Raw genomic sequence first — 24,076 nt, 5'->3', positions numbered from 1 at the left:
GAGGCAGCATGCCGTTAATTGCAGGGATCGATATCGGCAACGCCACCACTGAAGTGGCGTTGGCGCAGGATGGCCGGTTTATCGGCAGCGGGATTGTCGCCACGACCGGGATGAAAGGCACGCGGGAGAATATCGCCGGGGTGGTCGCGTCCCTGCAGCAGGCGCTGGATAAAACGCCGTGGTCGCTGCAGGACGTGGCAAAAATCTGCATCAACGAGGCCGCACCGGTGATTGGCGATGTGGCGATGGAAACCATCACTGAAACCATCATTACCGAATCAACGATGATTGGTCATAACCCGCAAACGCCCGGCGGCGTTGGCGTGGGCATGGGAACCACCATCGCCGTGGAGAAGTTGGCGGCGTTGAGCGAGGATCGATTTGCCCAGGGCTGGATACCGTTGGTGGGTGAGGAGATGGATTTCCTTGAGGCGGTTTGGTTTATCAATGAAGCGCTGGATCGCGGCGTCAACGTGGTGGCGGCCATCCTGAAAAAAGATGATGGCGTGCTGGTGAATAATCGCCTGCATCGGCCAATACCGGTGGTTGATGAAGTCACTCTACTGGAGAAGGTGCCGGAAGGCGTGCTGGCGGCGGTGGAAGTGGCGGCCCCGGGACAGGTGGTGCGGGTGCTGTCGAATCCTTACGGTATCGCAACCTTCTTTGCCCTGACCCCTGAGGAAACACAAACTATTGTCCCCATCGCCAGAGCGCTGATTGGCAACCGTTCCGCTGTGGTGCTGAAAACCCCGCAGGGAGATGTGCGATCAAGAGTGATCCCGGCGGGTAAGATCTTTATCCGTGGTGAAAAGCGTGGCGGTGAAGCCGACGTAGCGCAAGGCGCGCAGGCCATTATGCAGGCGATGAGCGCCTGCGCGCCCGTGTGTGATATTCGTGGTGAAGCAGGCACGCACGCAGGCGGCATGCTGGAGCGGGTGCGAAAGGTAATGGCGTCCCTGACCGGCCATGAGATGAGCGCGATATACATCCAGGATCTGCTGGCGGTGGATACGTTTATTCCGCGCAAGGTGCAGGGCGGGATGGCCGGCGAGTGCGCCATGGAAAATGCCGTCGGGATGGCGGCGATGGTGAAAGCGGACCGTCTGCAAATGCAGGTTATCGCCCGCGAACTGAGCGCCCGACTGCAGACCGAGGTGGTGGTGGGCGGCGTGGAGGCCAACATGGCCATCGCCGGGGCGTTAACCACTCCCGGCTGTGCGGCGCCGCTGGCGATCCTCGATCTCGGCGCCGGCTCGACGGATGCGGCGATCGTCAACGCGGAGGGGCAGATAACGGCGGTCCATCTCGCCGGGGCGGGGAATATGGTCAGCCTGTTGATTAAAACCGAGCTGGGCCTCGAGGATCTTTCGCTGGCGGAAGCGATAAAAAAATACCCGCTGGCCAAAGTGGAAAGCCTGTTCAGTATTCGTCACGAGAATGGCGCGGTGGAGTTCTTTCGGGAAGCCCTCAGCCCGGCGGTGTTCGCCAAAGTGGTGTACATCAAGGAGGGCGAACTGGTGCCGATCGATAACGCCAGCCCGCTGGAAAAAATTCGTCTCGTGCGCCGGCAGGCGAAAGAGAAAGTGTTTGTCACCAACTGCCTGCGCGCGCTGCGCCAGGTCTCACCCGGCGGTTCCATTCGCGATATCGCCTTTGTGGTGCTGGTGGGCGGCTCATCGCTGGACTTTGAGATCCCGCAGCTTATCACGGAAGCCTTGTCGCACTATGGCGTAGTCGCCGGGCAGGGCAATATTCGGGGAACAGAAGGGCCGCGCAATGCGGTCGCCACCGGGCTGCTACTGGCCGGTCAGGCGAATTAAACGGGCGCTCGCGCCAGCCTCTCTCTTTAACGTGCTATTTCAGGATGCCGATAATGAACCAGACTTCTACCTTAACCGGGCAGTGCGTGGCCGAGTTTCTTGGCACCGGATTGCTCATTTTCTTCGGCGCGGGCTGCGTCGCTGCGCTGCGGGTCGCCGGGGCCAGCTTTGGTCAGTGGGAGATCAGTATTATCTGGGGCCTTGGCGTCGCCATGGCCATCTACCTGACGGCCGGTGTCTCCGGCGCGCACCTTAATCCGGCGGTGACCATTGCCCTGTGGCTGTTCGCCTGTTTTGAACGCCGCAAGGTGCTGCCGTTTATTGTTGCCCAGACGGCCGGGGCCTTCTGCGCCGCCGCGCTGGTGTATGGGCTCTATCGCCAGCTGTTTCTCGATCTTGAACAGAGTCAGCATATCGTGCGCGGCACTGCCGCCAGCCTTAACCTGGCCGGGGTCTTTTCCACGTACCCGCATCCACATATCACTTTTATACAAGCGTTTGCCGTTGAGACCACCATCACGGCAATCCTGATGGCGATGATCATGGCCCTGACCGACGACGGCAACGGAATTCCGCGCGGGCCGCTGGCGCCGTTGCTGATTGGCTTGCTGATCGCCGTGATCGGCGCGTCGATGGGGCCGCTAACCGGCTTTGCGCTGAATCCGGCGCGCGACTTCGGCCCAAAACTGTTTACCAGTCTGGCCGGGTGGGGCTCGATCGCCTTTACCGGTGGGCTGGCGATCCCTTACTTTCTGGTGCCGCTGCTGGCGCCGGTGGTGGGGGCGATTATCGGGGCGTTTTTGTATCGCAAGCTTATCGGCCGCTTTCTGCCGTGCGAATGCGGTATCGATGAGTAAAGCGGGACCCGCCGCAGCGCGGCGGGTTTCCCCGGCCTGATGCCGGGGGGGTTATTTTTTGATGACCGCGCTGAGATCGCCAAGTTTAGCGGCGGGGTTCTTGTGGCACTCCTGCAGCATTTTCGGTACCGAAACGGTCTCGACTTCATGCCAGTCAACATAGTCGCCGCCGCTAAAGTCGGTGTTGCGATTCACTACCCAGAAGGCCACCGGGGTCATGCTTTTTGGGTTCATATCCATAAATTCCTGACAGGTCATATTCTGCGGCGTGGTTTCCTCAACCGCGAACGCCGGGCTGGTCATCAGACAGAATGTGGTAGCCGCCACGGTCAATACGAGTGCTTTAGGGAAGGTGCGAACAAGTCCCTGATATGAGATCATGTTTGTCATCTGGAGCCATGGAACAGGGTTCATTATGAGTCATAAAATTGGCATGTTTTTAATTGTTCGGGATTGTCTCTGTTTGTATTTTTAATTGCCTATAATCAATTGGTTATGAAATTATTTTTGTTTCTGATTGGTTCTCTCATTTCCCCATTGTACTATCCTTACCTGACCCGTTACCTGACCCGAAATGGGCATCGGGTCAGGTAACGCTTATCCTTAGAAAGGTAAACTCATGGCCGCTAATCTTACCGAGACTGCTATACGTGGATTGAAGACAAAAAGCACGTCGTACTACGTGTGGAGCAACAGTGCTCAGCGTGGTACCGGCAGGCTTGGCGTTAAGGTTCAGCCTTCAGGCAGCAAAGTTTTTTATTTCCGTTACTACGTTGAGAAAGGGAAGAAAGAGAAGTTCATCCAGTTGGGCATCTGGCCTGAGATGAAACTGGTGACGGCCAACGAGCTTGCGAAAAAGTATGGTGCCTGGCTTGTTGAAGGGAAAGAACCCCAGCAAGAACTTGAGCAACAACGCCTGGCCGAGCAGCACATTATGCAGATCCATCGCTCTCAAGGATCGTTTGAGGAGCTGGTGCATGGCTACGTTAACAAGATGAAGCTCGACAATAAGCGGACCTGGGCTGATGTTCTGAAGCGCCTTGAAAAAGAGTGCTACACGGTTATCCCTCGCGAAACTAAAGCGAAAGATGTAACACCTCTTCAGGTCAAAACCATCCTCTCAGGCATTATCCAGCGTGATGCGGTAGTCCATGCAAACCGCATTCGTTCCTACCTGATGGCGGCATTTAACTACGGCCTGAAAGCCGATAACGATCCGATGAATACCAGCGTGGGTATTACGTTTGGTCTTGAAGTAAATCCGGTATCGGCCATACCGAAGCAGTCCTCGGCGGAGAAAGTGGGTGATACATGGTTAACGCTGGAAGAACTGCGTTTTGTCATGGAGCAGTTCGCACAGGCCACTAATGTTGGGCCGCTGATGCAGCATCTTATCCGCTTCTGTGTCTATGCTGGTGGACAGCGCCCGTTTGAAATGATTGCCAGCCAGTGGAGTGCTATTGATTGGCAACAGAAGACGTTGCTGGTCATAGCCGATGTATCGAAAAACAAGCGTGAGCACCTGATCCCGCTGACTGAATCGGCACTACAGGAATTAGCCTCAGTTAAAGAGCTGACTAAGGAAAGTAACAGTCCCTATATTTTTCCGTTATCAACGAACGGTGAGCGCCCAGTGCGCACGGATAGTCTGGCGCGTTCCATCATGTATTTTCGGGCCTTTAATCCTGAGTTTAAAGTTTTCACGGCGCGAGATTTACGCCGTACCTGTAAAACGCTGATGGGGGAGGCGGGGATCAGCAAAGAGATCCGTGACCGTATTCAAAATCACGCTTTGAACGACGTTAGCTCGAAACACTATGATCGTTATGATTACCTGCCTGAAAAGCGTAGGGCGCTTGAGATCTGGGAAGACCGGGTTAATAACTATCAGCGGCAGCATGAAAACAACGTTGTGAACCTGTTTGGGCGGAGGTAAGGGCTTGTCAAAATATGAGCTTAATTCAGCAGAAGAGCGATATCAGCCAGGCTCAAACGACCTAGTGCTTGCCAATAAGCTGGGGATCATTGATGAGCAGGAAATGGAGGCGCTGGAGTCTGGCTTGCTGCTGATGTTGTATGAGCAGCTATTTATTGAGGGCCAGCCGCCTGAGGCGCTGGCTTTTGAGCACGTCAGCAGGTGGCATCGCCAGTGGCTAGGGAATGTGTACGATTGGGCAGGGAGGCTACGTAACGCTAACCTGACTAAGGACGGCTTTCAGTTTGCGGCTGCCGACAGGATTCCGCTGCTGCTTGATGGTTTCGAGAAGCAGTTTCTTTCTCGGTCTGGTGAACTGAAATCCCTGGCTCGTCCGGAGCTGGTTCGTTATCTGGCTGAATGTCATGTGGAATTTATTTTGATCCACCCATTCAGAGAAGGTAACGGGCGTCTGTCGAGATTGCTTTGCGATGTGTTGTCGGTACTGGCGGGGAAGGGCTTATTGGACTACAGCCTGTGGGATGAGCACAAGGTGTTTTACTTCAAGGCAATACAGGCAGGTGTCTCAGGGAACTACAGCCCTATGATGCAGCTGATGAGCGATATCTTGCCAGACTAGCGGGCGAGGCCAACGGCTTTCGCCTGTGCCTGATTTTGTTTCAGTTGCTGCTCAATTTTTGGGATAGAAACACCCGTTTCGATTGCAGTTGAACTGGCAACGGCACGGAGGATTTTTGCTTTAGTTACTTGAGATGATGTATGTTTTCTCATGAAAAATTTCCTGATGGCTGCTGCTAGTATTGTAGGTGTTTGACGATAGTTTGGTCCAGTTAAATTCACATTGCTTATCGTAATTTTTTTTGGTTGCAAGATGTTTGTTGATTTTAAAAGGATAAAAAATGTTTGATAAGTCTGATTTGACACGAGAAAATTTTGAGGAACTACTGAGGATAAATAATGCTTTAAAAAGCGAAAACAGTAATCTTTTAGATGACATAAAAAAGTATCATAAAGATATGGAAAACTTCCTTGTTGATAGAGGAAATTTCATCAAAGATATTGAAATGCTTAGAAGTGAAAATAATGAGTTGAAAAAAGGGTTGTCAAATAATGGCGCGACATCAAAAGTTAAAAGCTCTGTCCCAAGAGCAGGAAAGGCAACAGTAAATGCAATTTATCTTCTCATTAAAGCTCACTATGGAATGGATAAGTTTGTTGCAAAGGATTTAATTAAAAAATTCGATTCCATAGCAAGGTCACATGATATTGTTTACTCCTTCCAATTAAAGACTGTTGAGTCTTGGTGTACAGAATTCAAAAAAATGGATGCTAAACAGTAATCTCTTTAAATCTGAGAGTTACTTATCAGTACGCTTGTAATTCTCAGGTAATACAAGGTTCTTGAATTTATTGAAAGTCGTTTCAGCAATCATCCTTCAGCTCTTCTCCAGCATGAATCTTTCACATATTATTTCTGTGATATATGGTTTGCTGTGTGCAATTTATCTCAGTCATATCATAGCACCCCTTAATAAGGGAAAATGCATGCATGGCATAACCTGTTGATAGTAAAGTTTTTTATTTTGTTTTAAGTTCTCTTTTCCTTAATGAGAATCGTGAATGTTGCGCACGTATCTTGGCTCGACCATTATAATTTCACGCTATCAACAAGGAAACTCAAATGATGCCTTTCAAGTTAACAAATGAACAACGTATAAAAGTATTAAGAGATTATGGTGAGACTTGCGATCGATTAGTACGAGAAAAAGAACGGCAATATATTACTTCAATTTCCCGCTCTACCGCGTGGAAACTGGAACAGGTTGGTAAGTTTCCGCTACGTAAGCCTATTGGCCTGAAATCCTGCGGATGGCTATTAAGTGATCTGCTCTATTGGATCAATGAACGTTAGTTTCAAGGGAGATCATTTTCTGAGTGACCCGCGTTAACCCTGCTACTTCCGCTATTAATAGCGGAATAGCAAATTGTGCGGGAATTTTTAACGTGAATTGTATTAGAGGTGTTATATGTTTAACGGTCGTCCTTTCCCTGTGCATGTGTTCCCGCAGATCATCAGAAATGCTGTATATGAAGCGGAGCAGCAGACCCAGGCTCCCCAAGCTTTGATTGCTGCATCGGTATTGGGAGTAATTTCGCTTGCCTGCCAGAACCGGATTGATGTGTGCAGATTGAATAATCTGCGCAGCCCTGTATCGCTTTTTTTACTGACACTGGCTGATTCTGGTGAGCGCAAAAGCACTGTGGACAAACTACTGATGAAGCCAATGTATCAACTGGAAGAAGAATGGTCTAAAAAATATACCCAGGACCTTATTGTCTGGAGGAATGAAGAAACGGTTTTTAATATTGAAAAGAAAGCACTGATGTCAAAATTGAAATCCGATATTCGCCGTAATAAAGATCACTCCACAACGAATGAACGGCTGAAAGTGTTACTGGCTGCGTCTCCAAAAGCACCGGTCCGGTTAAGGCAGATATACAACGATGCCACACCTGCGGCGATAAAAGACTCTCTCTGTGGACGCTGGCGGTCCATAGGACTTATGTCTGATGAAGCTGGCACTATTTTTGACGGCTATGCGCTGAATGAACTGCCGTTCATCAATAAAATGTGGGATGGCGCAATGTTTCCCGTGGAAAGAAAAAGCGAGCCAGATAAATTAATCAAAGATGCCAGAATGACGCTGGGGTTGATGATTCAGCCTGATGTGTTTAAAAAAGGGTATCTGGAACGAAAAGGCGATGCCGCGAAAGGGATCGGATTCTTCGCCCGATGTTTGATATGTCAACCGGGTTCAACACAGGGCAACAGGCAAATTACCAGTCCGGTTGTCTCAAATGAGCATCTGCCGGTATTTCATCAACGACTGATAGACATTGTTAATGAGAGCATTGCGAGAAATGAGGAAAATGAGCGTCAGTGTCTGCGTTTCTCTCCCGAAGCAGAAAAACACTGGCTCGAATTTTATAACAAAGTCGAGTCAGAAATGGGGTTGCTTGGCTTCCTGTCTGATTTTAAGGATTATGCATCTAAAATGGCGGAGAATATGGCGAGGCTTGCTGCCTTACTACATTACTTCAGTGGTGATGAGGGCGATATATCTATTGCCGCTGTAAAAGCAGCAGTGGATATAATGGCCTGGTATATTGAAGAATACATCCGTTTGTTCTCCAAAAAAGAAAAGTTTTCTTTAGATGTTGCGGAAACAGATGAGCTTTACTGCTGGATAAAAAACTATTGCATTCGTTATTGTAAACCTTTTATTACGAAAAACACCATACTCCAATATGGTCCTAATAAATTCAGGAATCGTAGTAAAGCAAATGAATTACTCAGTACATTATTCTCTCAAAATAAAATCCTTGTAGGAAAAAAGGGGAAAACCACATTAATAGCTATCGCTGGCTTGAACTCCTCAACTTCATTCTGATTAATTGTTTTTAATTCAAGAGCAAAAATGAATAATTAGCCCAGTTCAGTTAATGGTTTGTTGTCATGATAGGTAATATATATTAAATCCATCACTTACTCCAATATCATCAAACAGGATGCTATATGACATACGATAGTGAATTCGGATCACACATATCCCTATATCGGGATAGAATCAAACAGGTTATTGAAGACTCCCTCAATGAACATCCTAACTCAATGATTCTTCGTGTTGATCTGCATGACCCAATTGATACAGAAGAAATAGATAACCCATTCTTTCAACCTAGGGTTGACTCTGCTGCTATATCTCGCTTTACCAGTGCGTTAAAAGCAAAGCTTGAACACGATAAGCATATTAAAACTCAACGGAAAGACTGGCCTGATACCCGACATTCAACCTTACGTTACGCATGGGTCCGAGAATATACCAAAAATGGAAAGCGGCATTACCATTTGATACTGTGCTTCAATCAGGATGCTTATTATCATGTAGGTGATTACGATTTAAACCGTAATACGATAAGAACAATGATAACAACAGCTTGGTACAGTGCACTTGGCATCCCGATAGATAGCTCGGGGAAGTTAGTTAATTACCCGCCAAATGGCAAATACCTTCTCAATCGTAAAAGGGACAACTTTGAGCAGACTTATAGCGATTTGATGAATAGAGTGGATTACATGACCAAAGTAAGAACTAAAATAGTCGGTGATGGGGACCGTAATTTCGGTTGTAGTCGAGGGTGATTTCTTTTTTACGGCAATGGCCTTTCTATGGATGGAAAGGCCTGATTTGTTTGTATCCAGATATCGGTAATCTTTTAATGGTTGGAAGGCCGTCCTAGTAGGCTCTCTAGCCTACCGAAGATGCGAGTTATTCAAAATTGCCGCGATGGACATCTTCCTACGTTCCGTAGACAAACGTACCTAAATCAATGTTGTTCAATTCCGAGTGCTCACCTGATGAACGACTCCAAACCTCCTGAGTATCCCAAAGATAGGGTCATATCTCAATGCCCTTTGAGCAATGTCAACATCGAGTGTTCATGGCTTGCTATGTTTTTGATGCCTTGTCCTTCTGGCCCCCATTCATCATAGCTCATCATGATTGCTTGTTTTAAGCTCTCTGCTCGTTCTGTTTCGATGTAGAATTTTTTCTTGTCCGCTGGTGAATAATTACTGAGTCTTGAGTTGCTGCTTGGCGAGATCAGGCAGAGGTTGCCGAAACGATGGACATCACCCTCCATTCTGTTTGCGCCAGAAGGATCGGTTTGAGGGAAGTAGTGCTCAACCGACGTTCGACTCTGCGAAAACTGAAATTCATCAAAATGCTTTTTAATCTCGGGATTATTAATCCCTTTACCATCGAATGATTGACCAGCATTAAGATCACGCCACAAACGATAATCGAGCAAATTGAACACAAAGTTCTGTACTCCGGTACCACGATGCAAAGTATCAGCGTTGAATTGCTCTTTTTCACCACAAATATCAGAGAGAAACTCATGGCTGAGTTGCTCAAGTGCACTGAGATAAGCTTTTCCGTCAACGTTTAGTTCGCTTAATGCCAGAGTATTTAAAATGGCTAGCGAGCGATTGAGCCATCGCTTGTAAACATAAGCTGGGTGCGAGACATGAAACATCGACAAGATCATCGTCAGTTGCGTGTTTAAACCAGACCGTTCGTCGTTGCCGAAAGAGTTGTTATAGCTAAAGCTCGAATTGCTATAGTACTCAAGTGTCAGCAGGCTCCATTTCTCATCATGATCGCGCTTAATGATATAACGGTCAAACAAGGCTCTGAACTTCAGCAGATGGAAGGCAAACAGCGTAATTTTTTCCCTGTCATTTTTTATTATATCAAACGATTGAAGTAGTTTTTTATCATCCAGAGATACAACTTCATCTACTGTTATTTTCAGTACATGCAGTAAGAAGTTGGAAAAATCGATGATCGAATCAAATCGCTGCTCTTTTGCTTTTTCATCGTTGTCATCGTTGTGATGAAAACGTCGCTTTTCGATAATTTCCCGTAGCGTCGGGTTTTTGTCTGTATCAGGTTTAGTTTCTATAGCACATTTGATCGCATCAAAATCTTCTGGAAATCCTAGCCACTTTTCACCAAATAGCTTTTTACGAGTCTCTGAGCTAAAGCCCAGTTGTATATAGCGACTCATATCAGCACAAGCATCCCATATTGCAGAAAAGCAGTTTCTTGCTGTAGTTTCACCGTTGAAAAGGCTTTGTTGAATAAATCAGATTTCGGGTAAGTCTCCCCCGTAGCGGGTTGTGTTTTCAGGCAATACGCACGCTTTCAGGCATACCTGCTTTCGTCATTTTGTTCAGCGCTCGTACCAGGGCCATAGCCTCTGCAACCTGACCATCGTAGTCACGCAGTGTCAGTGAACCTCCGAACAGCTGTTTTACCCGGTACATCGCCGTTTCCGCTATCGAGCGACGGTTATAATCTGTTGTCCATTTCCACCGCGCATTACTCCCGGTCAGCCGCTGATTCGCAACAGCACGGTTACGGTCTGCATATTCACCGGGCCAGTAACCCGCGCCTTTTCGGGGCGGGATAAGCGCGCTGATTTTCTTACGCCGCAGTTCATCGTGACAGAGCCGGGTGTCGTAAGCACCGTCTGCCGATGCTGCCCTGATTTTTCTGTGAGTCTGCCGGATAAGACCCGGGAAGGCTTCTGAGTCCGTCACATTGTTCAGCGACAGGTCTGCACAGATGATTTCATGTGTGTTGCTGTCAACTGCCAGATGCAACTTTCGCCATATACGACGGCGTTCTTTGCCGTGTTTTTTGACTTTCCATTCGCCTTCACCAAAGACCTTCATCCCGGTGGAATCAATCACCAGATGCGCGATTTCACCCCGGGTGGACGTTTTGAAACTGACATTAACCGGAACGTGTCAACCTGTTTTGGACACATGTCTAGGAAGATAACTTATTTTTGCAACGATTTAGCGTCGGGAAGTTCACTGCTGCGTGGGGGTCCGGAACGTTGTCCTCATTGATCAATGGGTTGATGAACACCTCAGCGGGTGGCAGTCTGACGAGAGGACGCCCCTTGACGAACCGCTCCGGGTGAGACTGGTACTGTGTATCAAGCGCATCCTGGCGTAACTTGGCAATGCTCAGGTGCTGCTCTGTAAAAACCTGGGATGGCGTGAATCCGGCCAGGGCGCTGTGGTAATGCTGGAAGTTGTACCAACCGACATATTCTTCGCACCAGCGACGGGCATGGTCAAGGCTGTCGAATCGCCGTGGGTAGTCCGGCTGGTACTTCATGGTCTTGAATTGACTTTCGCTCATGGCGTTATCGTTACTGACACGAGGCCTGGAGTGACTGGCTGTGATGGTCAGCTCGCCCAGCAAATCCAGATAGGTTTGTGCAATCATGGGGGCTCCACGATCCTGGTGTAGCGTCAACGGATGGCTGATGCGATAGCGATCATGCGCCTCGGCAATGAGTTGTCTGGACAATCCGCTGTTTTCCTTGCGTGACACCATCCACGCCAGAATGAACCGGCTGTAAAGATCCATGACCACATACAGCGACAGGTAGATGCCACGGAACTTCAGTGGCAGTTTGGTAATGTCCCAGGTCCAGACTTCATTGGGTCTGCAAGCCTTGAGGCGCGGAATGGGCTGGGACCCGTGGGAGACCTGCTGCCGGCGATCACCGTTGCATTGCGACGACCTCAACAGTCGATGCATGGTGCTTACCGAGCACACATAATGCCCCTCGTCGAGTAACGTGTGGTAAATCTCGGTGGGCGGTTGGTCCCGGAAGCGTTCACTGTTCATGAGTTCCACCACAGTCTGTCGCTCTGTAACACTCAGGGCCCGTGGTTGGGGGCGCTGCAGTGGCGGTGTGACAGGCTTGGTTTCCGCTGGCTGATGACGAAGGTACCAAGTGCTTCGATTGAGGCCAAGCGCCTGGCAGGCGGCCTTTACAGGGACCGACGGTGCGCGGCTTTTGACGATCTCTATCATGGCATCGACTCCTGCTCCAGCCCGTTCAGCAATGCCAAGGCTTTTTTTTGGAGATCGAGGCATTGGTCTTTGATAAATACCTGTTTTTTGAGCCTTTCGATCTCTTTTTCGAGTTGGGCAATGCGTTTCTGCTCAGCCGTCATGAGCGGCTTTGGTCCTGGGGCTGTCTTGGCCAATCCGGCGACACCGGATTCAGCAAACTCGCGCCGCCACTGTGCAAGTTGCGCGTGATAGAGTTTTTCCCGGCGGAGTAGTTCCCCCAGTTCTCCATGTTTGCACTCATCGGCCTGCTGAATAATGCGAAGTTTGTACTCGGTAGGAAACGCTCGACGTGACCGCTTCTCGAGCTTCGGGTCAGGTATCACTTCCGGTCTAGGCAGTTTTGATGTGGGCTTCGGCATACGGCATCCTCTGGTGTGCCACCCTGAAAACTATGTTATTTACTGGACGGGTTGTCCAGTGGAAGGTTGACACACAGGGAACCGACTTTGCGCGCTTGCTGACACTGGTGTAATCCGGGCAGCGCAACGGAACATTCATCAGTGTAAAAATGGAATCAATAAAACCCTGTGCAGCCCGCAGGGTCAACCTGAACACGCGTTTAATGACCAGAACGGTGGTGATGGCGAGATCAGAATAGCGCTGAGGTCTTCCCCGTGATGAAGGCGTTGCCGACTCATACCAGGCCTGAATAGCTTCATCATCCAGCCAGAAAGTTATGGAGCCACGGTTGATGAGAGCTTTATTGTAGGTGGGCCAGTTGGTTATTTTGAACTTTTGCTTTGCCACGGAACGGTCTGCGTTGTCGGGAAGATGCGTGATCTGATCCTTCAACTCAGCAAAAGTTCGATTTATTCAACAAAGCCCGTTGAAAACTGACATCAAATTCGCTTTCAGCACTTCATGCTTTTCTAGCTGCTCCCCTCGATTATTCATGATCTCAAAGTAGTGGTTGAGGTCGGTATCTTTTGGCACCGCAACCCGCAAGATGGTGACATGTTTGAGCAAATACTGAAAAAACTCGGGGATATCTATGGGCGGGGTCGGGTTCTCAAAGTAGCGTTCTATAACGGTAAACGCAGCTCTGATCGAAGGTTCTTCTGGATCAAAATCCTCTGCTGGCTTAAACAGGTTTTGAAGCGTTTTCGTTGATTTAGGACGGCTGTCAAAACCAAGATTAAGGTGAAGCCGGCTTAACTCTTGTTCGCTGCAGTGAACAACATTTGTTAAGTACGCCAGCAAAATCGACAGAGTAGTATGCCGTTGCTGACCATCGATAGTTTCATAGATCACTTTACCTGGATGCGCGCTATCAGTGTTATCTCGAACATACACGACCAAGCTTCCAAGGAAGTACTTCTGCTCAGCCCTATGCTCAGAAGCATCGGCAATATCCCTAATAAGCTGCTCGATCTCCGGGGCCCCCCAAGCATAGTTACGCTGATAAATGGGAATAATATAATGGCTATTTTCGCTGAATAACTGTTCGATGGTCAGCAAGTTCAAATCGTTACTCGGTGGCATGCACATCTCCCAGCAATTGAGCGATAGAATCTTCTACGGGCCCGGCATTTTTAAAACGGACCTCTGTCCCTACGCAACGCTTTGGCTGAAAACTCAGTACTTGTTGTGGGTGGATAACTTTACCTAGGGAAGGTGCGAACAAGTTCCTGATATGAGATCATCATATTCATCCGGAGCGCATCCCAGAGGGACATCATGAGCCATCAACTCACCTTCGCCGATAGTGAATTCAGCACTAAGCGCCGTCAGACCCGAAAAGAGATTTTCCTCTCCCGCATGGAGCAGATTCTGCCATGGCAGAATATGACCGCTGTCATCAAGCCGTTTTATCCCAAGGCGGGCAATGGCCGACGGCCCTATCCGCTGGAGACCATGCTGCGTATTCACTGCATGCAGCATTGGTACAACCTGAGCGACGGTGCCATGGAAGATGCCCTGTACGAAATCGCCTCCATGCGTCTGTTTGCCCGGTTATCCCTGGATAGCGCCTTGCCGGACCGCACCACCATCATGAATTTCCGCCACCTGCTGGAGCAGCATCAACTGGCCCGCCAATTGTTCAAGACCATCAATCGCTGGCTGGCCGAAGCAGGCGTCATGATGACTCAAGGCACCTTGGTCGATGCCACCATCATTGAGGCACCCAGCTCGACCAAGAACAAAGAGCAGCAACGCGATCCGGAGATGCATCAGACCAAGAAAGGAAATCAGTGGCACTTTGGCATGAAGGCCCACATTGGTGTCGATGCCAAGAGTGGCCTGACCCACAGCCTAGTCACCACCGCGGCCAACGAGCATGACCTCAATCAGCTGGGTAATCTGCTGCATGGAGAGGAGCAATTTGTCTCAGCCGATGCCGGCTACCAAGGGGCGCCACAGCGCGAGGAGCTGGCCGAGGTGGATGTGGACTGGCTGATCGCCGAGCGCCCCGGCAAGGTAAGAACCTTGAAACAGCATCCACGCAAGAACAAAACGGCCATCAACATCGAATACATGAAAGCCAGCATCCGGGCCAAGGTGGAGCACCCATTTCGCATCATCAAGCGACAGTTCGGCTTCGTGAAAGCCAGATACAAGGGGTTGCTGAAAAACGATAACCAACTGGCGATGTTATTCACGCTGGCCAACCTGTTTCGGGCGGACCAAATGATACGTCAGTGGGAGAGATCTCACTAAAAACTGGGGATAACGCCTTAAATGGCGAAGAAACGGTCTAAATAGGCTGATTCAAGGCATTTACGGGAGAAAAAATCGGCTCAAACATGAAGAAATGAAATGACTGAGTCAGCCGAGAAGAATTTCCCCGCTTATTCGCACCTTCCCTAGCACTCTCAATAACCCTCTTGGCTCACGTGCATAGCCATCAACGCTATCCATGCCAATTTTTTGATAGTGCAACCGTAAGTAGTAACTCCAACAAAAAAAGACCGTTGCAGCTTGAACTAATTCTTTATCACCAAACTTATCGTAATAGGCCATCACCGAACACATAAAGAGATTTTTGATATATATATCCCCTTTACGTGAGCTACCAGCATAATGGGTGTATTTTTTTAAGAAATCACCAAGCTTCGCATTTTCACCCTCAAACAAGGTGTGATGCAGGGATTTATAGTGCTGGATATACTCAAAAAAACGTTTCCCGTTAATCATTACCTGATTAACTTGAAACGGATAATTTTTGCTTTGCTTATCCCAGTTCCTGGCAAGGTCATTATTGTAATGCTCAATAGCGAAATCCAGGGCAAGCATAGGCTGTACGAATTGGTAATCAGTTGTGGACAGGTTAACGCCTTTGAATACGTCAAGATTATGGCGACTAAACTGAACGCCATAATCGCCATCCAGCCATCTGCGCAGTCGGAATAAAAACTCGCCCATAATGATGTGCAGGTTAGCAGATTCATCATCCGGACTGACACTTTGCTCCCAGAGGCTAACGTGGTGTAGTCGTTCCGCTGGTTCTGTGGTGTCCATCATTTCCCGCAAATGATATGCCTTTAATAGATCATGAGGGGCAAGAGCCTTCCCCCTGGCATTTTGCGAGTCGAAAAACTGAAAGGCTTCACTCAAATCATCGAGCGTGACTTCGATTAGCTCACACTTGTAACATACAAAGTGCAGCAGTGATTTCCGTTCATCATCCTTTACCCCCGCAAGCCGGTTCTCAATGACTTTGGCACTGTGTTCAAGGTTATTGATGCTTACCCTTGAAGCAAATTTTTGTTCCAACAGAGGGGCTGAAAAATCACCACTTTTATCAAGCAGAGAGCAAAGTAACGCTAAGGTTAGCAGGCGTTGCTGGCCATCAACGATATCAAGCGCATCTGTGTAAGCAGGCTTTAGTTTATCCCTGTGCAACACCACAGTCCCAAGGCGATAGCTCTGCTTATTTCGGTGGGTTAACACATCATCAATGAGCTGGTTGACGTGTTTTTGTTACCATTTGTAGGGACGCTGGTATGACGGAATAGCGAGGTGCTGTTCCAGTAGTTTCCCGACTTTTTTAACCTGATAGGACACAGTTCCCATAGTTACAACGCCTGCCCTGCAATCATATTTTCCAATTGGCGCTGGATATGCTGTCGGGTTCCCTGACTATCTTTTCGCGTATCCCTGAGGATCATTAGCTCATTTCCTTTTTGTTGTAGGCGGATTCAAGTAAGAAGAGGAACGTTAAGCCGCCCTTTATTGCCATGCGAATATTGCCGATGGCTATATGCTCCTCAGACACCGGCCGGTATGCAGTACCCAGAAAGGTTGGTGGCTGCTATACAGCAGGCAATTCAAAACACTTCACCGGTTTCCCATCCTGCATTTCTACCAGTAACCGTGCAGATTGCGGTTGCTCTGCCAACAATCCCTGTTGGAATTGCCCGAACGATAAATGGGCCTCTTCAATAGCCATCTTTTGCTGCATTAACGTCGTTGTCGTCCATTTCCGCAGTAATACTTTATTGGCATTGGTGGTATTGCTCTGTTCCGTCAATGAGCTGATACCTTGTATCCGCAGGTGAACCTGACGCTCAACTTTGTCAACAACGCTTTCGAACTCCTGATAGTTATGAACAATGGTTTGTTGGCGGTGCCTGACGAGTGTTGTGTTACCTTCGGCATGAGTCAGAAGATGCAACGCTTGCGCACGAACCTTCATCGCCAGGTCCCATTCATGGATTCGCTCATCAAGGATCTTTTGTTGGGTCTGGATCTTATTCGTAATCTCCGTACTGCCAAAGAGCCCACGGTCTTTAAGTGCAGCCACTTTGTCACCAGCAGCAGTAATATCAGTCAGTAAGTGTGCCTGCAGGGCGGAGAACTGGACTTCAATATCCTCCAGTTTTTGGCGTATTGCTGGCGAACATTGATCCTCAATAACCACGGGAGTAATTTGCTGCAAATACTGTATGGCCCCAATGATCTCTGACTTGCGCGCGTTATTCTGGAATGCAGAAACTTCACGTACCGCCTCAACAATTTCCGTCAATTTCTTGCTGATATCAGCCAGGTGCTTTTGCGCTAGCACGGCAGAAGCAACATTCAACAACATACCGGCGTTAACAAGCTGACTGAGTTTGTCAGGATTCAGCAGAACGGCATGTTCTTTAATCCCTTCTTCTCCCAGGCTGAAGCCTCGGAAACCTGGGCCATCTTTTACACTCGCCAGAGGACCATTAATAATGACCTCCATATATTGATGGCTGGCAATATGTGTAGAGGCCGCCAGAGAGGGTAATGTTTGCAACAGCGGGCTCAGCCGTGAAATACCGGTAATATCCTGCTCCTGCATCGCACCGGTGTTGATACTTTCCGAAGGTGGAATTGTAGCAACCGTAAGCGCAGGTTGGTGAATATCATGCCCAAAACCCCAGCGTTGATCGTATATGAGAGCAGGCATCGTGGCGGGTGATGGCCGGGTGGCAAGCCGGAACTGGCGGGAGTTTTTTAAGCGAATCCAGGCAATTTGCACCACGCAAGGCAGTGTCACTCGAAACGCGGGGTTTGAGATATCATAGGCCGTATACAAGCCGGTAATAGCCAGGCCAACTGGCCCTGTTAATACACCCAACACACGCCCGATGCCAAGCCCTGCAATTAAAGGTAGCACTTTGCCTGCTGTCGTTTGAGCAAGGCCATTGGCAACTAATGCCGCTTTCTGCCAGACGGGGATGTCCAGACTGACAGAGGCGCTAATGCCCATACCACGCAGAATCTGGCGGCGCTCATCATCCGACATTTTTTTCCATGATGAGGTAAAGGCACAGTCAATAATCAGCGCTTCTTTTTCTTCTACCGATGCAGCGGCCTGGACCTTCATCTTCAGATGGCTGGCAACGTCATCTACAATTTCGCTGTAGCTGACGCCATTGCGACGAAACAGATTCACGAACGTATTACCACCGAAATGCTGTAACTCCCGTACAAGCAGGCGCAGAGTTTCTTCATCAGGTATATCCTGGTGTTTGGCGTCCTGTAATACGGCCTTTACGCTGTCTGACATGGAAAAACCAAACTTACCGGTGTTAGTGACGTAATCGATCAGCAGATCTATATCGCCTTTATCTGCTTTCAACAGCAGTTGAACCAGCGCTTCATCACCCTGGATATCTATCTCACTCATGAAAATACCTCTGCCATATTCATCACCAAAATCTATTAAAACCCGCGCATCCCATTGATAAATGTTTCAATCACATCACGCACACGGTCGTAGACACGTGCCCGCACGTTCTTGCGTTCCAGAATCTTTGGCGTCCAGGTAAGCGTTTCCGCCACTTCATCCTCTCGCGGCATCACGTCGGTAAAGAGGTAGTTGTCCAGTAAGCCGGTTAGTTTGATGGAATCAAGTCGCTCTTCGCTGCACAAGGCTGCCAGCGCCTTACCTTTTTCCTGTTCGACATAGGCTTCAAACACCTGAGTGATATCTTCGTCATGCGAGGCATGCAGCAGGCTTTTTTCAATAAAGTTATCGATAAGCTCACGTTTACTGCGCAGCGTAACGTCGCTGTCGACAATATCCATGATCTTTTTCTTCTGCTCCTGCTGTTCTTTTGGCGGCATCGCCTGAATGCCAGCCAATAGACGCAAAATGTAGCCGACGTTAATTTCGTCGCGATGAATCAGCGAGACTTCAAAATCCACGTCTTCAAGAATCGAGACTTTCTCCTTGCTGGAGTGTTTTTTCACCTTGTCGTGGATATCGAGGTACTTACTGGTGAAATCAGCCAGCGTCTGGTCCGACAGCGGTTTAGCCGCATCATCAAAATCGGCAAAGCTTTCGAGAATGTTTTTCAAACGCATCACATCGCGGAATGCCGTTACAAACGCCAGCTGTGCTTCCTCATCTGGCAAATCGTCCACGCTTTCCACCGTTGGCGTCAGCGTTAACAAGCGATCGACAGCGTTCTGATAATCCCCGAAGTACTCCTCAAAGGGTTTGACCAGCACCGTAGAAGAGGCATCTTTATTCGAGAACAAGGCAATAGCATCGTCGGTGGCTTTCTTCAGATTGCGGAAGCAGACGATATTCCCGTGGCTTTTCTTCTCGTTGAGAATGCGGTTGGTGCGGGAAAACGCCTGTACCAGACCGTGAAAACGCAGGTTTTTATCGACGTACAGTGTGTTCAGCGCCGGGCTGTCGAAGCCGGTGAGGAACATATTCACCACCAGAAGAATATCGATGCCTTTCTCTTTGGTACGCTGAGCAATATTTTTGTAGTAGTCGTAAAAGCTCTTTGAATCATTGGCAGAGTAACTGGTGCCATACAGCTCGTTATAATCCTTGATAAAACTATCCAGATGATCGCGACTTGAGATATCAACTTTCGCGCCCTGCGGCAGGCTAATATCCTCTTCATCCAGCAGGCCGTTTACCGCCTCTTTGTCACTTTTGTCCGCTTCATTGGCGGCATAGGTGAAGATGGTGGCAACCTTTAAAGGCTTGTAATTGGCATCCGCCGCCTGCAGTGCGGCCTGCTTTGCTTTAAAGAGTTTGTAGTAGGTGATCAGCATATCGACAGACCCGACGCAGAACATTGCGGTGAACTCACGGTTGCGGGTCTTGGCGTTATGGTGGGCAAGGATGTAGTCGGTCACTTTGCCCAACCGGATGTCACTTTCCATCACCTCTTTGGTGTCGATATCCTCCACATCGATATCGATCTCATTGCTGCTCTCTTTGCGCTTGTAAGTACCGACATATTCCACGGCAAAGCGCAGAACGTTTTCATCCCGGATGGCGTCGACAATCACGTATTTATGCAAGCATTTATCGAACAACAGTTCGGTGGTCTGTTTGACACCATTGGTGATATTGACGTTATCGGCAAAGATTGGCGTCCCGGTAAAACCAAACAGCTGCGCGTTCTCGAAGAAGTTCACGATTGCTTTATGCGTGTCACCGAACTGGCTGCGGTGGCATTCATCGAAGATAAAGACGATGCGCTCTTTGCGCAGGTGTGCGAGCTGCGCTTTATACCCTTCATGGGTGATGGCGTTATTCAGCTTCTGAATGGTGGTCAACGTCAGTTTGGTGCTGCTTTGCTTGAGATGTTTTATCAGCGTGCTGGTGTTGTTGGTGGTATCCACGCTGTCTTTCGCAAAGCCGTTGAACTCTTTCGCCGTCTGATAATCCAGATCCCGGCGATCGACCACAAAAATGACCCGGTCCACTTCCGGCATCTCCATGATCACCTGGCTGGCTTTAAACGAAGTCAGCGTTTTACCGGAGCCGGTGGTATGCCAGATATAGCCGTTCTCCGGCCGTCCCTGCTTGTGGAGATTTTCCTGCACATGGCGGATCATCGCCTCACAGGCGTAAAACTGATAGGGGCGCATCACCATCAGGCACTTACGAGTTTCGTTCAACACCGTATAGTGGGTGATCATTTTGGCGATGTGGCACACTTTCAAAAATGCGTCGGTGAATTTTTCCAACGCTTTTAGCGGGTTATTCTTTTCATCGGTCCAGAAGAAGGTCTGTTCGAAGTGGTTGGCGCGGTTGTTGGCGTAGTATTTGGTGTCCACGCCGTTGCTGATAATAAAGATCTGCACATACTGGAACAGGCCGCTGCCGACCCAGAACGCATCCCGGTGGTAACGATCGATCTGGTTAAAGGCTTCTTTCAGCCCCAGGCCGCGACGCTTAAGTTCGATCTGCACCAGCGGCAGGCCATTGATCAGCAGCGTGACGTCGAAGCGGGTTTTACGCGTATTTTGCTCGGCATTGAACTGCTTCACCTGGCTCGTCACCTGAAACTCGTTCTGGCACCACTCCTCTTTATTGATAAAGCTGAGCCATTTCTCGGTGCCGTCATCACGCAATAACTGGTAGCGATCGCGCAGGATCTTAGCACGATCGATAACCTCATTGCCTTTGGTTAGATGCAAGAAAATACGGTTAAATTCGCTGTCCGTTAGTGGGGCAGATTCCAGTCGGTTATGGATTTCAATCTGCTTGCGCAGGTTGGCTTTCATACTGGTTTCGTCGGTGACATTCACCCGTTCGTAGTGCATGCCTACCAGTTGTTCCACCAGCTGCGCTTCTAACTCGTATTCGCTTTGCGTTGCCATCAGTGTGTCGTGCCTTTTATTATTTTGCTGGCCCGGAGTTGGTCGAGCCGGGAGATTTTTATACAAACATTTGCTGGAGCAGGCCTTGCTTCCAGGTTTTTAACTTGTCCAGTTCTGCTTTTTTGACGGCGATTTTATTGTCAAGGGCAGAGAGGAAGTTGGCGATTTTGGTTTGCTCTTTTTTGGTCGGTATAAAAGACAAATACAGTTCAATATCTTTATTTGATATGTTCGGTTGAGCACTTGCAGTTGGTATAGATTTTATATAATTAATAAATTCCATTGTTGACATATAGTAATAATAGAAGCTTAATATATCGGTAGTGTTATCCAATAGCCTAAATGTCGCGACGCGTTGATTTAAAAAAGCACTCTCGCATTTAATTAAACCCATTTTCCCAAATGTTGCCCCAGACAAGGCCATCACAAAATCACCTTTATTAACCTGGTAGCGAATCGCTGGAGTCTCAGTAGAAAATACCCCTGAGAATGCTGATAGATCAATTTCTTCCGAAATATCACCAATACGGAGCACCTTTGTACTAGCCATCTCACTAAAAAGTTGGCTTTTAAATGCAAACCCTCCCTGCACTTTTATCCTTTCAGATAATAAAGACTCTTCCCATTCTGGAAACTCCTCACCGTATTCATCCTTAAACCGCACTTCCTGACTAAAAATCTTATGCATCATGCCTTTTTTGTACTGGCACAGCAGGTCGTACTGCTTGTTCAGTAATGAGATTTTTTCGTCAACAGAGGACAAAAAATCGGCGATTTTGGCTTGTTCTATTTTATTAGGTGCGTAAAATCCAAAGTTTTTAATTGTACTTAAATTGAGTCCAGACTTAGCACCAGCATCATTCTGCTGATTTAAGATATTGTTGTATTTTTTCGTGGATAAAAGATTTGCGATGAACTTGGATGAGGCTATAGATAAATTAGGTCTAACTAAAGCAGTATGTTGATTAATATACGCAGTTCCCAAATCATCTGGAACCCATCCCAGTTTACCCAGTTCCGCGGTAATAGAAATCAAAATATCATGATGCTGTAAGGCTGTTCGTTTACCTTCATTCGAATTTTCAGGCAAGCGGACAAATTTTAAATCTGACAAGTTCAATGTAATTCCATCTCTTACGAGATTTGTCATGCGAATAAATTTATCACCGCAGTCAGAATAGTACTGTGCCCAATCACGAGAACCACTGGTAATAAATGAAGATATTTTACCTAGCGAAGTCTCACTCCATGGTTCGTTGAACCCCGTAAATCTTAATTTCGGCACCATCACTTAACGTCCTCCACCACTGTAAACGGTGCTTCAATCCCCAGCTCCTTACAGAACCCGGCAATGGTCTTATCAATCTCTGCCACTTTCCCCTCAAGATCGCGGATTTCCTGCGCTACGGCGTTGAGATCAATCTCTTCTTCCGCTTCAAAAGTATCGACATAGCGCGGGATATTGAGGTTGTAATCGTTGTTACGGATCTCTTCCAGGGTTGCAATATGACTGTATTTCTCGAGTGCTTGCCAGTCGTTGTAGGTATCGGCGATTTTGTCGATATGCTCCGGCAGCAGGCGGTTCTGAGTTTTCACCTTTTCAAAGTCATTGCTGGCATCGATAAACAGAATACTGTCGTTGTGCTTGCGGCACTTGCGCAACACCAGCACGCAGGTCGGAATGCTGGTGCCATAGAAGATATTGGCAGGCAGGCCGATCACCGCATCGATACAGTTCAGCTTCTCAATCATAAACTGACGGATATGGCCTTCGGCGGCTCCTCGGAACAGCACGCCGTGAGGCAATACCACCGCCATGGTGCCGTCATCTTCCAGGTGATGGAACATATGCTGTACAAACGCCATGTCTGCTTTGCTCGACGGTGCCAGTTTGCCGTACTGTGCAAAGCGGTCATCGTTCATAAACAGCGCGCTGGCGCTCCACTTGGCGGAGAACGGTGGGTTGGCGACGATGGCGTCAAACTTCAGATGCGTATGCTGCGGGTGCTCCAGCGTATCTTCCTGAATGATTTCAAAATCTGCATAGTGAACCCCGTGCAGGATCATGTTCATACGCGCCAGGTTGTAGGTGGTACGGTTCATTTCCTGGCCGTAGATTTTACCCACCGACGAGGCTTCGCGTTTCACGCGCAATAATAATGAGCCAGAGCCACAGGTTGGGTCATATACGTTTTTCAGCTTCAGCTTGTGAGTGGTGACGATTTTAGCCAGCAGAGTGGAAACCGGCTGCGGGGTATAGAACTCCCCGGCTTTCTTACCTGCGCCTGAAGCGAATTGGCCGATCAGATACTCATAAGCATCCCCCAGAATGTCGGAACTCGCTTCGCTCAGGTTAAAGCTCAGTTTGTCGAGTTCAGTGACGACTTTGCCGATCAGCTCATTTTTAGCTTTCGCAGTGTTGCCAAGCTTGCTTGAACCTAAATCGAGATCTTCAAAGAGGTTGCTGAAGTCATCCGCGGAGTCGGTGCCCAGAGTGCTCTGTTCAATGCTGCGTAGGGTAGTGGCGAGGTCTTCCAGAATAAAGCCAGTACCAGTGCCTTTGGGGTCTTTAGCCACGCGTTCTGCCATAGTGTGGAACAAATCCGTTGGTGGCAAGAAATAGCCTAAGGTCTGGATACTGTCCTCTTTTACCGCATCAACGATGTCCTGATACGCTGGATGTTCCACAGTCAGTTCATTGTACTGAATACCATCTTCTACGAGGATTTTGTTTGCATACGCGACAAATTTTTCCGACAGGTATTTATAGAAGATAAAGCCTAAGCAGTAGTCGCGGAATTCATCGGCATTCATCTTACCGCGCAGGGTATCGGCAATATTCCACAGGCGGCCTTGCAGTTCACTTAAATTTTGCGCTTCAATCTGGGGAGACATAGTTGTTCC

The 24,076-nt window shown here is 48.5% G+C and carries 20 protein-coding genes and 2 pseudogenes; 9 read left to right on the top strand and 13 right to left on the bottom strand.

Going from position 1 to position 24,076, the window contains the following annotated elements:
• Nucleotides 1-8 precede the first annotated feature (8 nt).
• A complete protein-coding gene (locus tag L379_RS03680; RefSeq protein WP_007372194.1) occupies nt 9-1,820 on the top strand; it encodes a diol dehydratase reactivase subunit alpha in 1,812 nt (603 codons plus the stop codon).
• Nucleotides 1,821-1,873: 53 nt separating this feature from the next.
• Nucleotides 1,874-2,677 carry an MIP/aquaporin family protein gene (locus L379_RS03685; protein ID WP_032655135.1) on the top strand — a complete coding sequence of 268 codons (804 nt, stop codon included), beginning with the start codon at nt 1,874-1,876 and terminating at the stop codon, nt 2,675-2,677.
• A 51-nt stretch (nt 2,678-2,728) separates the two neighbouring features.
• On the opposite strand, the gene hdeB is transcribed toward L379_RS03685, so the two are convergent.
• Nucleotides 2,729-2,980 carry an acid-activated periplasmic chaperone HdeB gene (gene hdeB, locus L379_RS03690; protein ID WP_007372196.1) on the bottom strand — a complete coding sequence of 84 codons (252 nt, stop codon included), beginning with the start codon at nt 2,978-2,980 and terminating at the stop codon, nt 2,729-2,731.
• A 316-nt stretch (nt 2,981-3,296) separates the two neighbouring features.
• On the opposite strand from hdeB, the gene L379_RS03695 reads away from it, so the two are divergent.
• On the top strand, nt 3,297-4,613 hold the full coding sequence (locus L379_RS03695) for a tyrosine-type recombinase/integrase (RefSeq protein WP_032655133.1): 1,317 nt from the start codon (nt 3,297-3,299) through the stop codon (nt 4,611-4,613).
• 4 nt (nt 4,614-4,617) lie between these two features.
• A complete protein-coding gene (locus L379_RS03700) occupies nt 4,618-5,232 on the top strand; it encodes a Fic/DOC family protein (protein ID WP_000049639.1) in 615 nt (204 codons plus the stop codon).
• Here the strand turns inward: L379_RS03700 and L379_RS25960 are convergent.
• Nucleotides 5,229-5,384 (bottom strand): hypothetical protein, encoded by a 156-nt coding sequence (locus L379_RS25960; RefSeq protein ID WP_001225594.1) that lies wholly within the window; start codon nt 5,382-5,384, stop codon nt 5,229-5,231. The genes L379_RS03700 and L379_RS25960 overlap by 4 nt on opposite strands.
• Before the next feature lie 128 nt (nt 5,385-5,512).
• Here L379_RS25960 and L379_RS03705 point away from each other — a divergent pair, with 128 nt between their 5' ends.
• From L379_RS03705 to L379_RS03715, 4 genes are all read left to right on the top strand, one after another.
• Nucleotides 5,513-5,953 (top strand): hypothetical protein, encoded by a 441-nt coding sequence (locus tag L379_RS03705; protein ID WP_000459847.1) that lies wholly within the window; start codon nt 5,513-5,515, stop codon nt 5,951-5,953.
• A gap of 341 nt (nt 5,954-6,294) precedes the next feature.
• Nucleotides 6,295-6,525, top strand: coding sequence for a helix-turn-helix transcriptional regulator (locus L379_RS25320; RefSeq protein WP_000982619.1), 231 nt, complete (start codon nt 6,295-6,297; stop codon nt 6,523-6,525).
• Between the two features lie 115 nt (nt 6,526-6,640).
• Complete coding sequence (locus tag L379_RS03710) at nt 6,641-8,065, top strand: YfjI family protein (protein WP_000481743.1); 1,425 nt, start codon at nt 6,641-6,643, stop codon at nt 8,063-8,065.
• Between the two features lie 125 nt (nt 8,066-8,190).
• Nucleotides 8,191-8,817: an inovirus Gp2 family protein gene (locus tag L379_RS03715; protein ID WP_023294607.1), complete on the top strand. Its 627-nt coding sequence runs from the start codon at nt 8,191-8,193 to the stop codon at nt 8,815-8,817.
• A gap of 263 nt (nt 8,818-9,080) precedes the next feature.
• On the opposite strand, the gene L379_RS03720 is transcribed toward L379_RS03715, so the two are convergent.
• From L379_RS03720 to L379_RS03740, 6 genes and pseudogenes are all read right to left on the bottom strand, one after another.
• Nucleotides 9,081-10,247: a GmrSD restriction endonuclease domain-containing protein gene (locus tag L379_RS03720; RefSeq protein WP_223825755.1), complete on the bottom strand. Its 1,167-nt coding sequence runs from the start codon at nt 10,245-10,247 to the stop codon at nt 9,081-9,083.
• 118 nt (nt 10,248-10,365) lie between these two features.
• Nucleotides 10,366-10,983, bottom strand: a pseudogene (locus L379_RS03725) (IS5 family transposase); the annotation flags it as partial.
• Between the two features lie 31 nt (nt 10,984-11,014).
• The gene (locus L379_RS03730; RefSeq protein WP_032655122.1) at nt 11,015-12,079 is read right to left on the bottom strand and encodes an IS3 family transposase; all 1,065 of its coding nucleotides are present in this window, start codon (nt 12,077-12,079) and stop codon (nt 11,015-11,017) included.
• Nucleotides 12,076-12,480 (bottom strand): transposase, encoded by a 405-nt coding sequence (locus tag L379_RS03735; protein WP_032655119.1) that lies wholly within the window; start codon nt 12,478-12,480, stop codon nt 12,076-12,078. The genes L379_RS03730 and L379_RS03735 overlap by 4 nt, the downstream gene beginning before the upstream one ends.
• Nucleotides 12,452-12,913: an IS5 family transposase gene (locus L379_RS25315; protein ID WP_071992890.1), complete on the bottom strand. Its 462-nt coding sequence runs from the start codon at nt 12,911-12,913 to the stop codon at nt 12,452-12,454. The genes L379_RS03735 and L379_RS25315 overlap by 29 nt, the downstream gene beginning before the upstream one ends.
• Before the next feature lie 21 nt (nt 12,914-12,934).
• Nucleotides 12,935-13,603, bottom strand: a complete 669-nt coding sequence (locus L379_RS03740) for a DUF262 domain-containing protein (RefSeq protein WP_080963220.1) — start codon at nt 13,601-13,603, stop codon at nt 12,935-12,937.
• Nucleotides 13,604-13,798: 195 nt separating this feature from the next.
• Between L379_RS03740 and L379_RS03745 the strand changes: the two genes are divergently transcribed.
• Nucleotides 13,799-14,779, top strand: a complete 981-nt coding sequence (locus tag L379_RS03745) for an IS5-like element IS5 family transposase (RefSeq protein WP_001575870.1) — start codon at nt 13,799-13,801, stop codon at nt 14,777-14,779.
• Between the two features lie 108 nt (nt 14,780-14,887).
• On the opposite strand, the pseudogene L379_RS03750 reads toward L379_RS03745, so the two are convergent.
• From L379_RS03750 to L379_RS03765, 5 genes and pseudogenes are all read right to left on the bottom strand, one after another.
• Nucleotides 14,888-16,030: pseudogene (locus L379_RS03750) on the bottom strand (DUF262 domain-containing protein); the annotation flags it as partial.
• A 343-nt stretch (nt 16,031-16,373) separates the two neighbouring features.
• Nucleotides 16,374-18,221, bottom strand: a complete 1,848-nt coding sequence (locus L379_RS03755; RefSeq protein WP_032655116.1) for a YaaW family protein — start codon at nt 18,219-18,221, stop codon at nt 16,374-16,376.
• Between the two features lie 35 nt (nt 18,222-18,256).
• Nucleotides 18,257-21,172, bottom strand: a complete 2,916-nt coding sequence (locus tag L379_RS03760; RefSeq protein WP_032655113.1) for a type I restriction endonuclease subunit R — start codon at nt 21,170-21,172, stop codon at nt 18,257-18,259.
• Nucleotides 21,173-21,230: 58 nt separating this feature from the next.
• Nucleotides 21,231-22,460 (bottom strand): restriction endonuclease subunit S, encoded by a 1,230-nt coding sequence (locus L379_RS24605; RefSeq protein WP_050597048.1) that lies wholly within the window; start codon nt 22,458-22,460, stop codon nt 21,231-21,233.
• Nucleotides 22,460-24,067, bottom strand: a complete 1,608-nt coding sequence (locus tag L379_RS03765) for a type I restriction-modification system subunit M (RefSeq protein WP_032655110.1) — start codon at nt 24,065-24,067, stop codon at nt 22,460-22,462. Before L379_RS03765 ends, L379_RS24605 begins: the two co-directional genes overlap by 1 nt.
• Nucleotides 24,068-24,076 lie beyond the last annotated feature (9 nt).

This window comes from Enterobacter sp. MGH 33, from assembly GCF_000534535.1.
GTDB classification, from domain to species: Bacteria; Pseudomonadota; Gammaproteobacteria; order Enterobacterales; family Enterobacteriaceae; genus Enterobacter; species Enterobacter hormaechei_C.
Note: the sequence above shows the minus strand (reverse complement) of the source record. Positions and strands in the feature narration are given on the sequence as shown.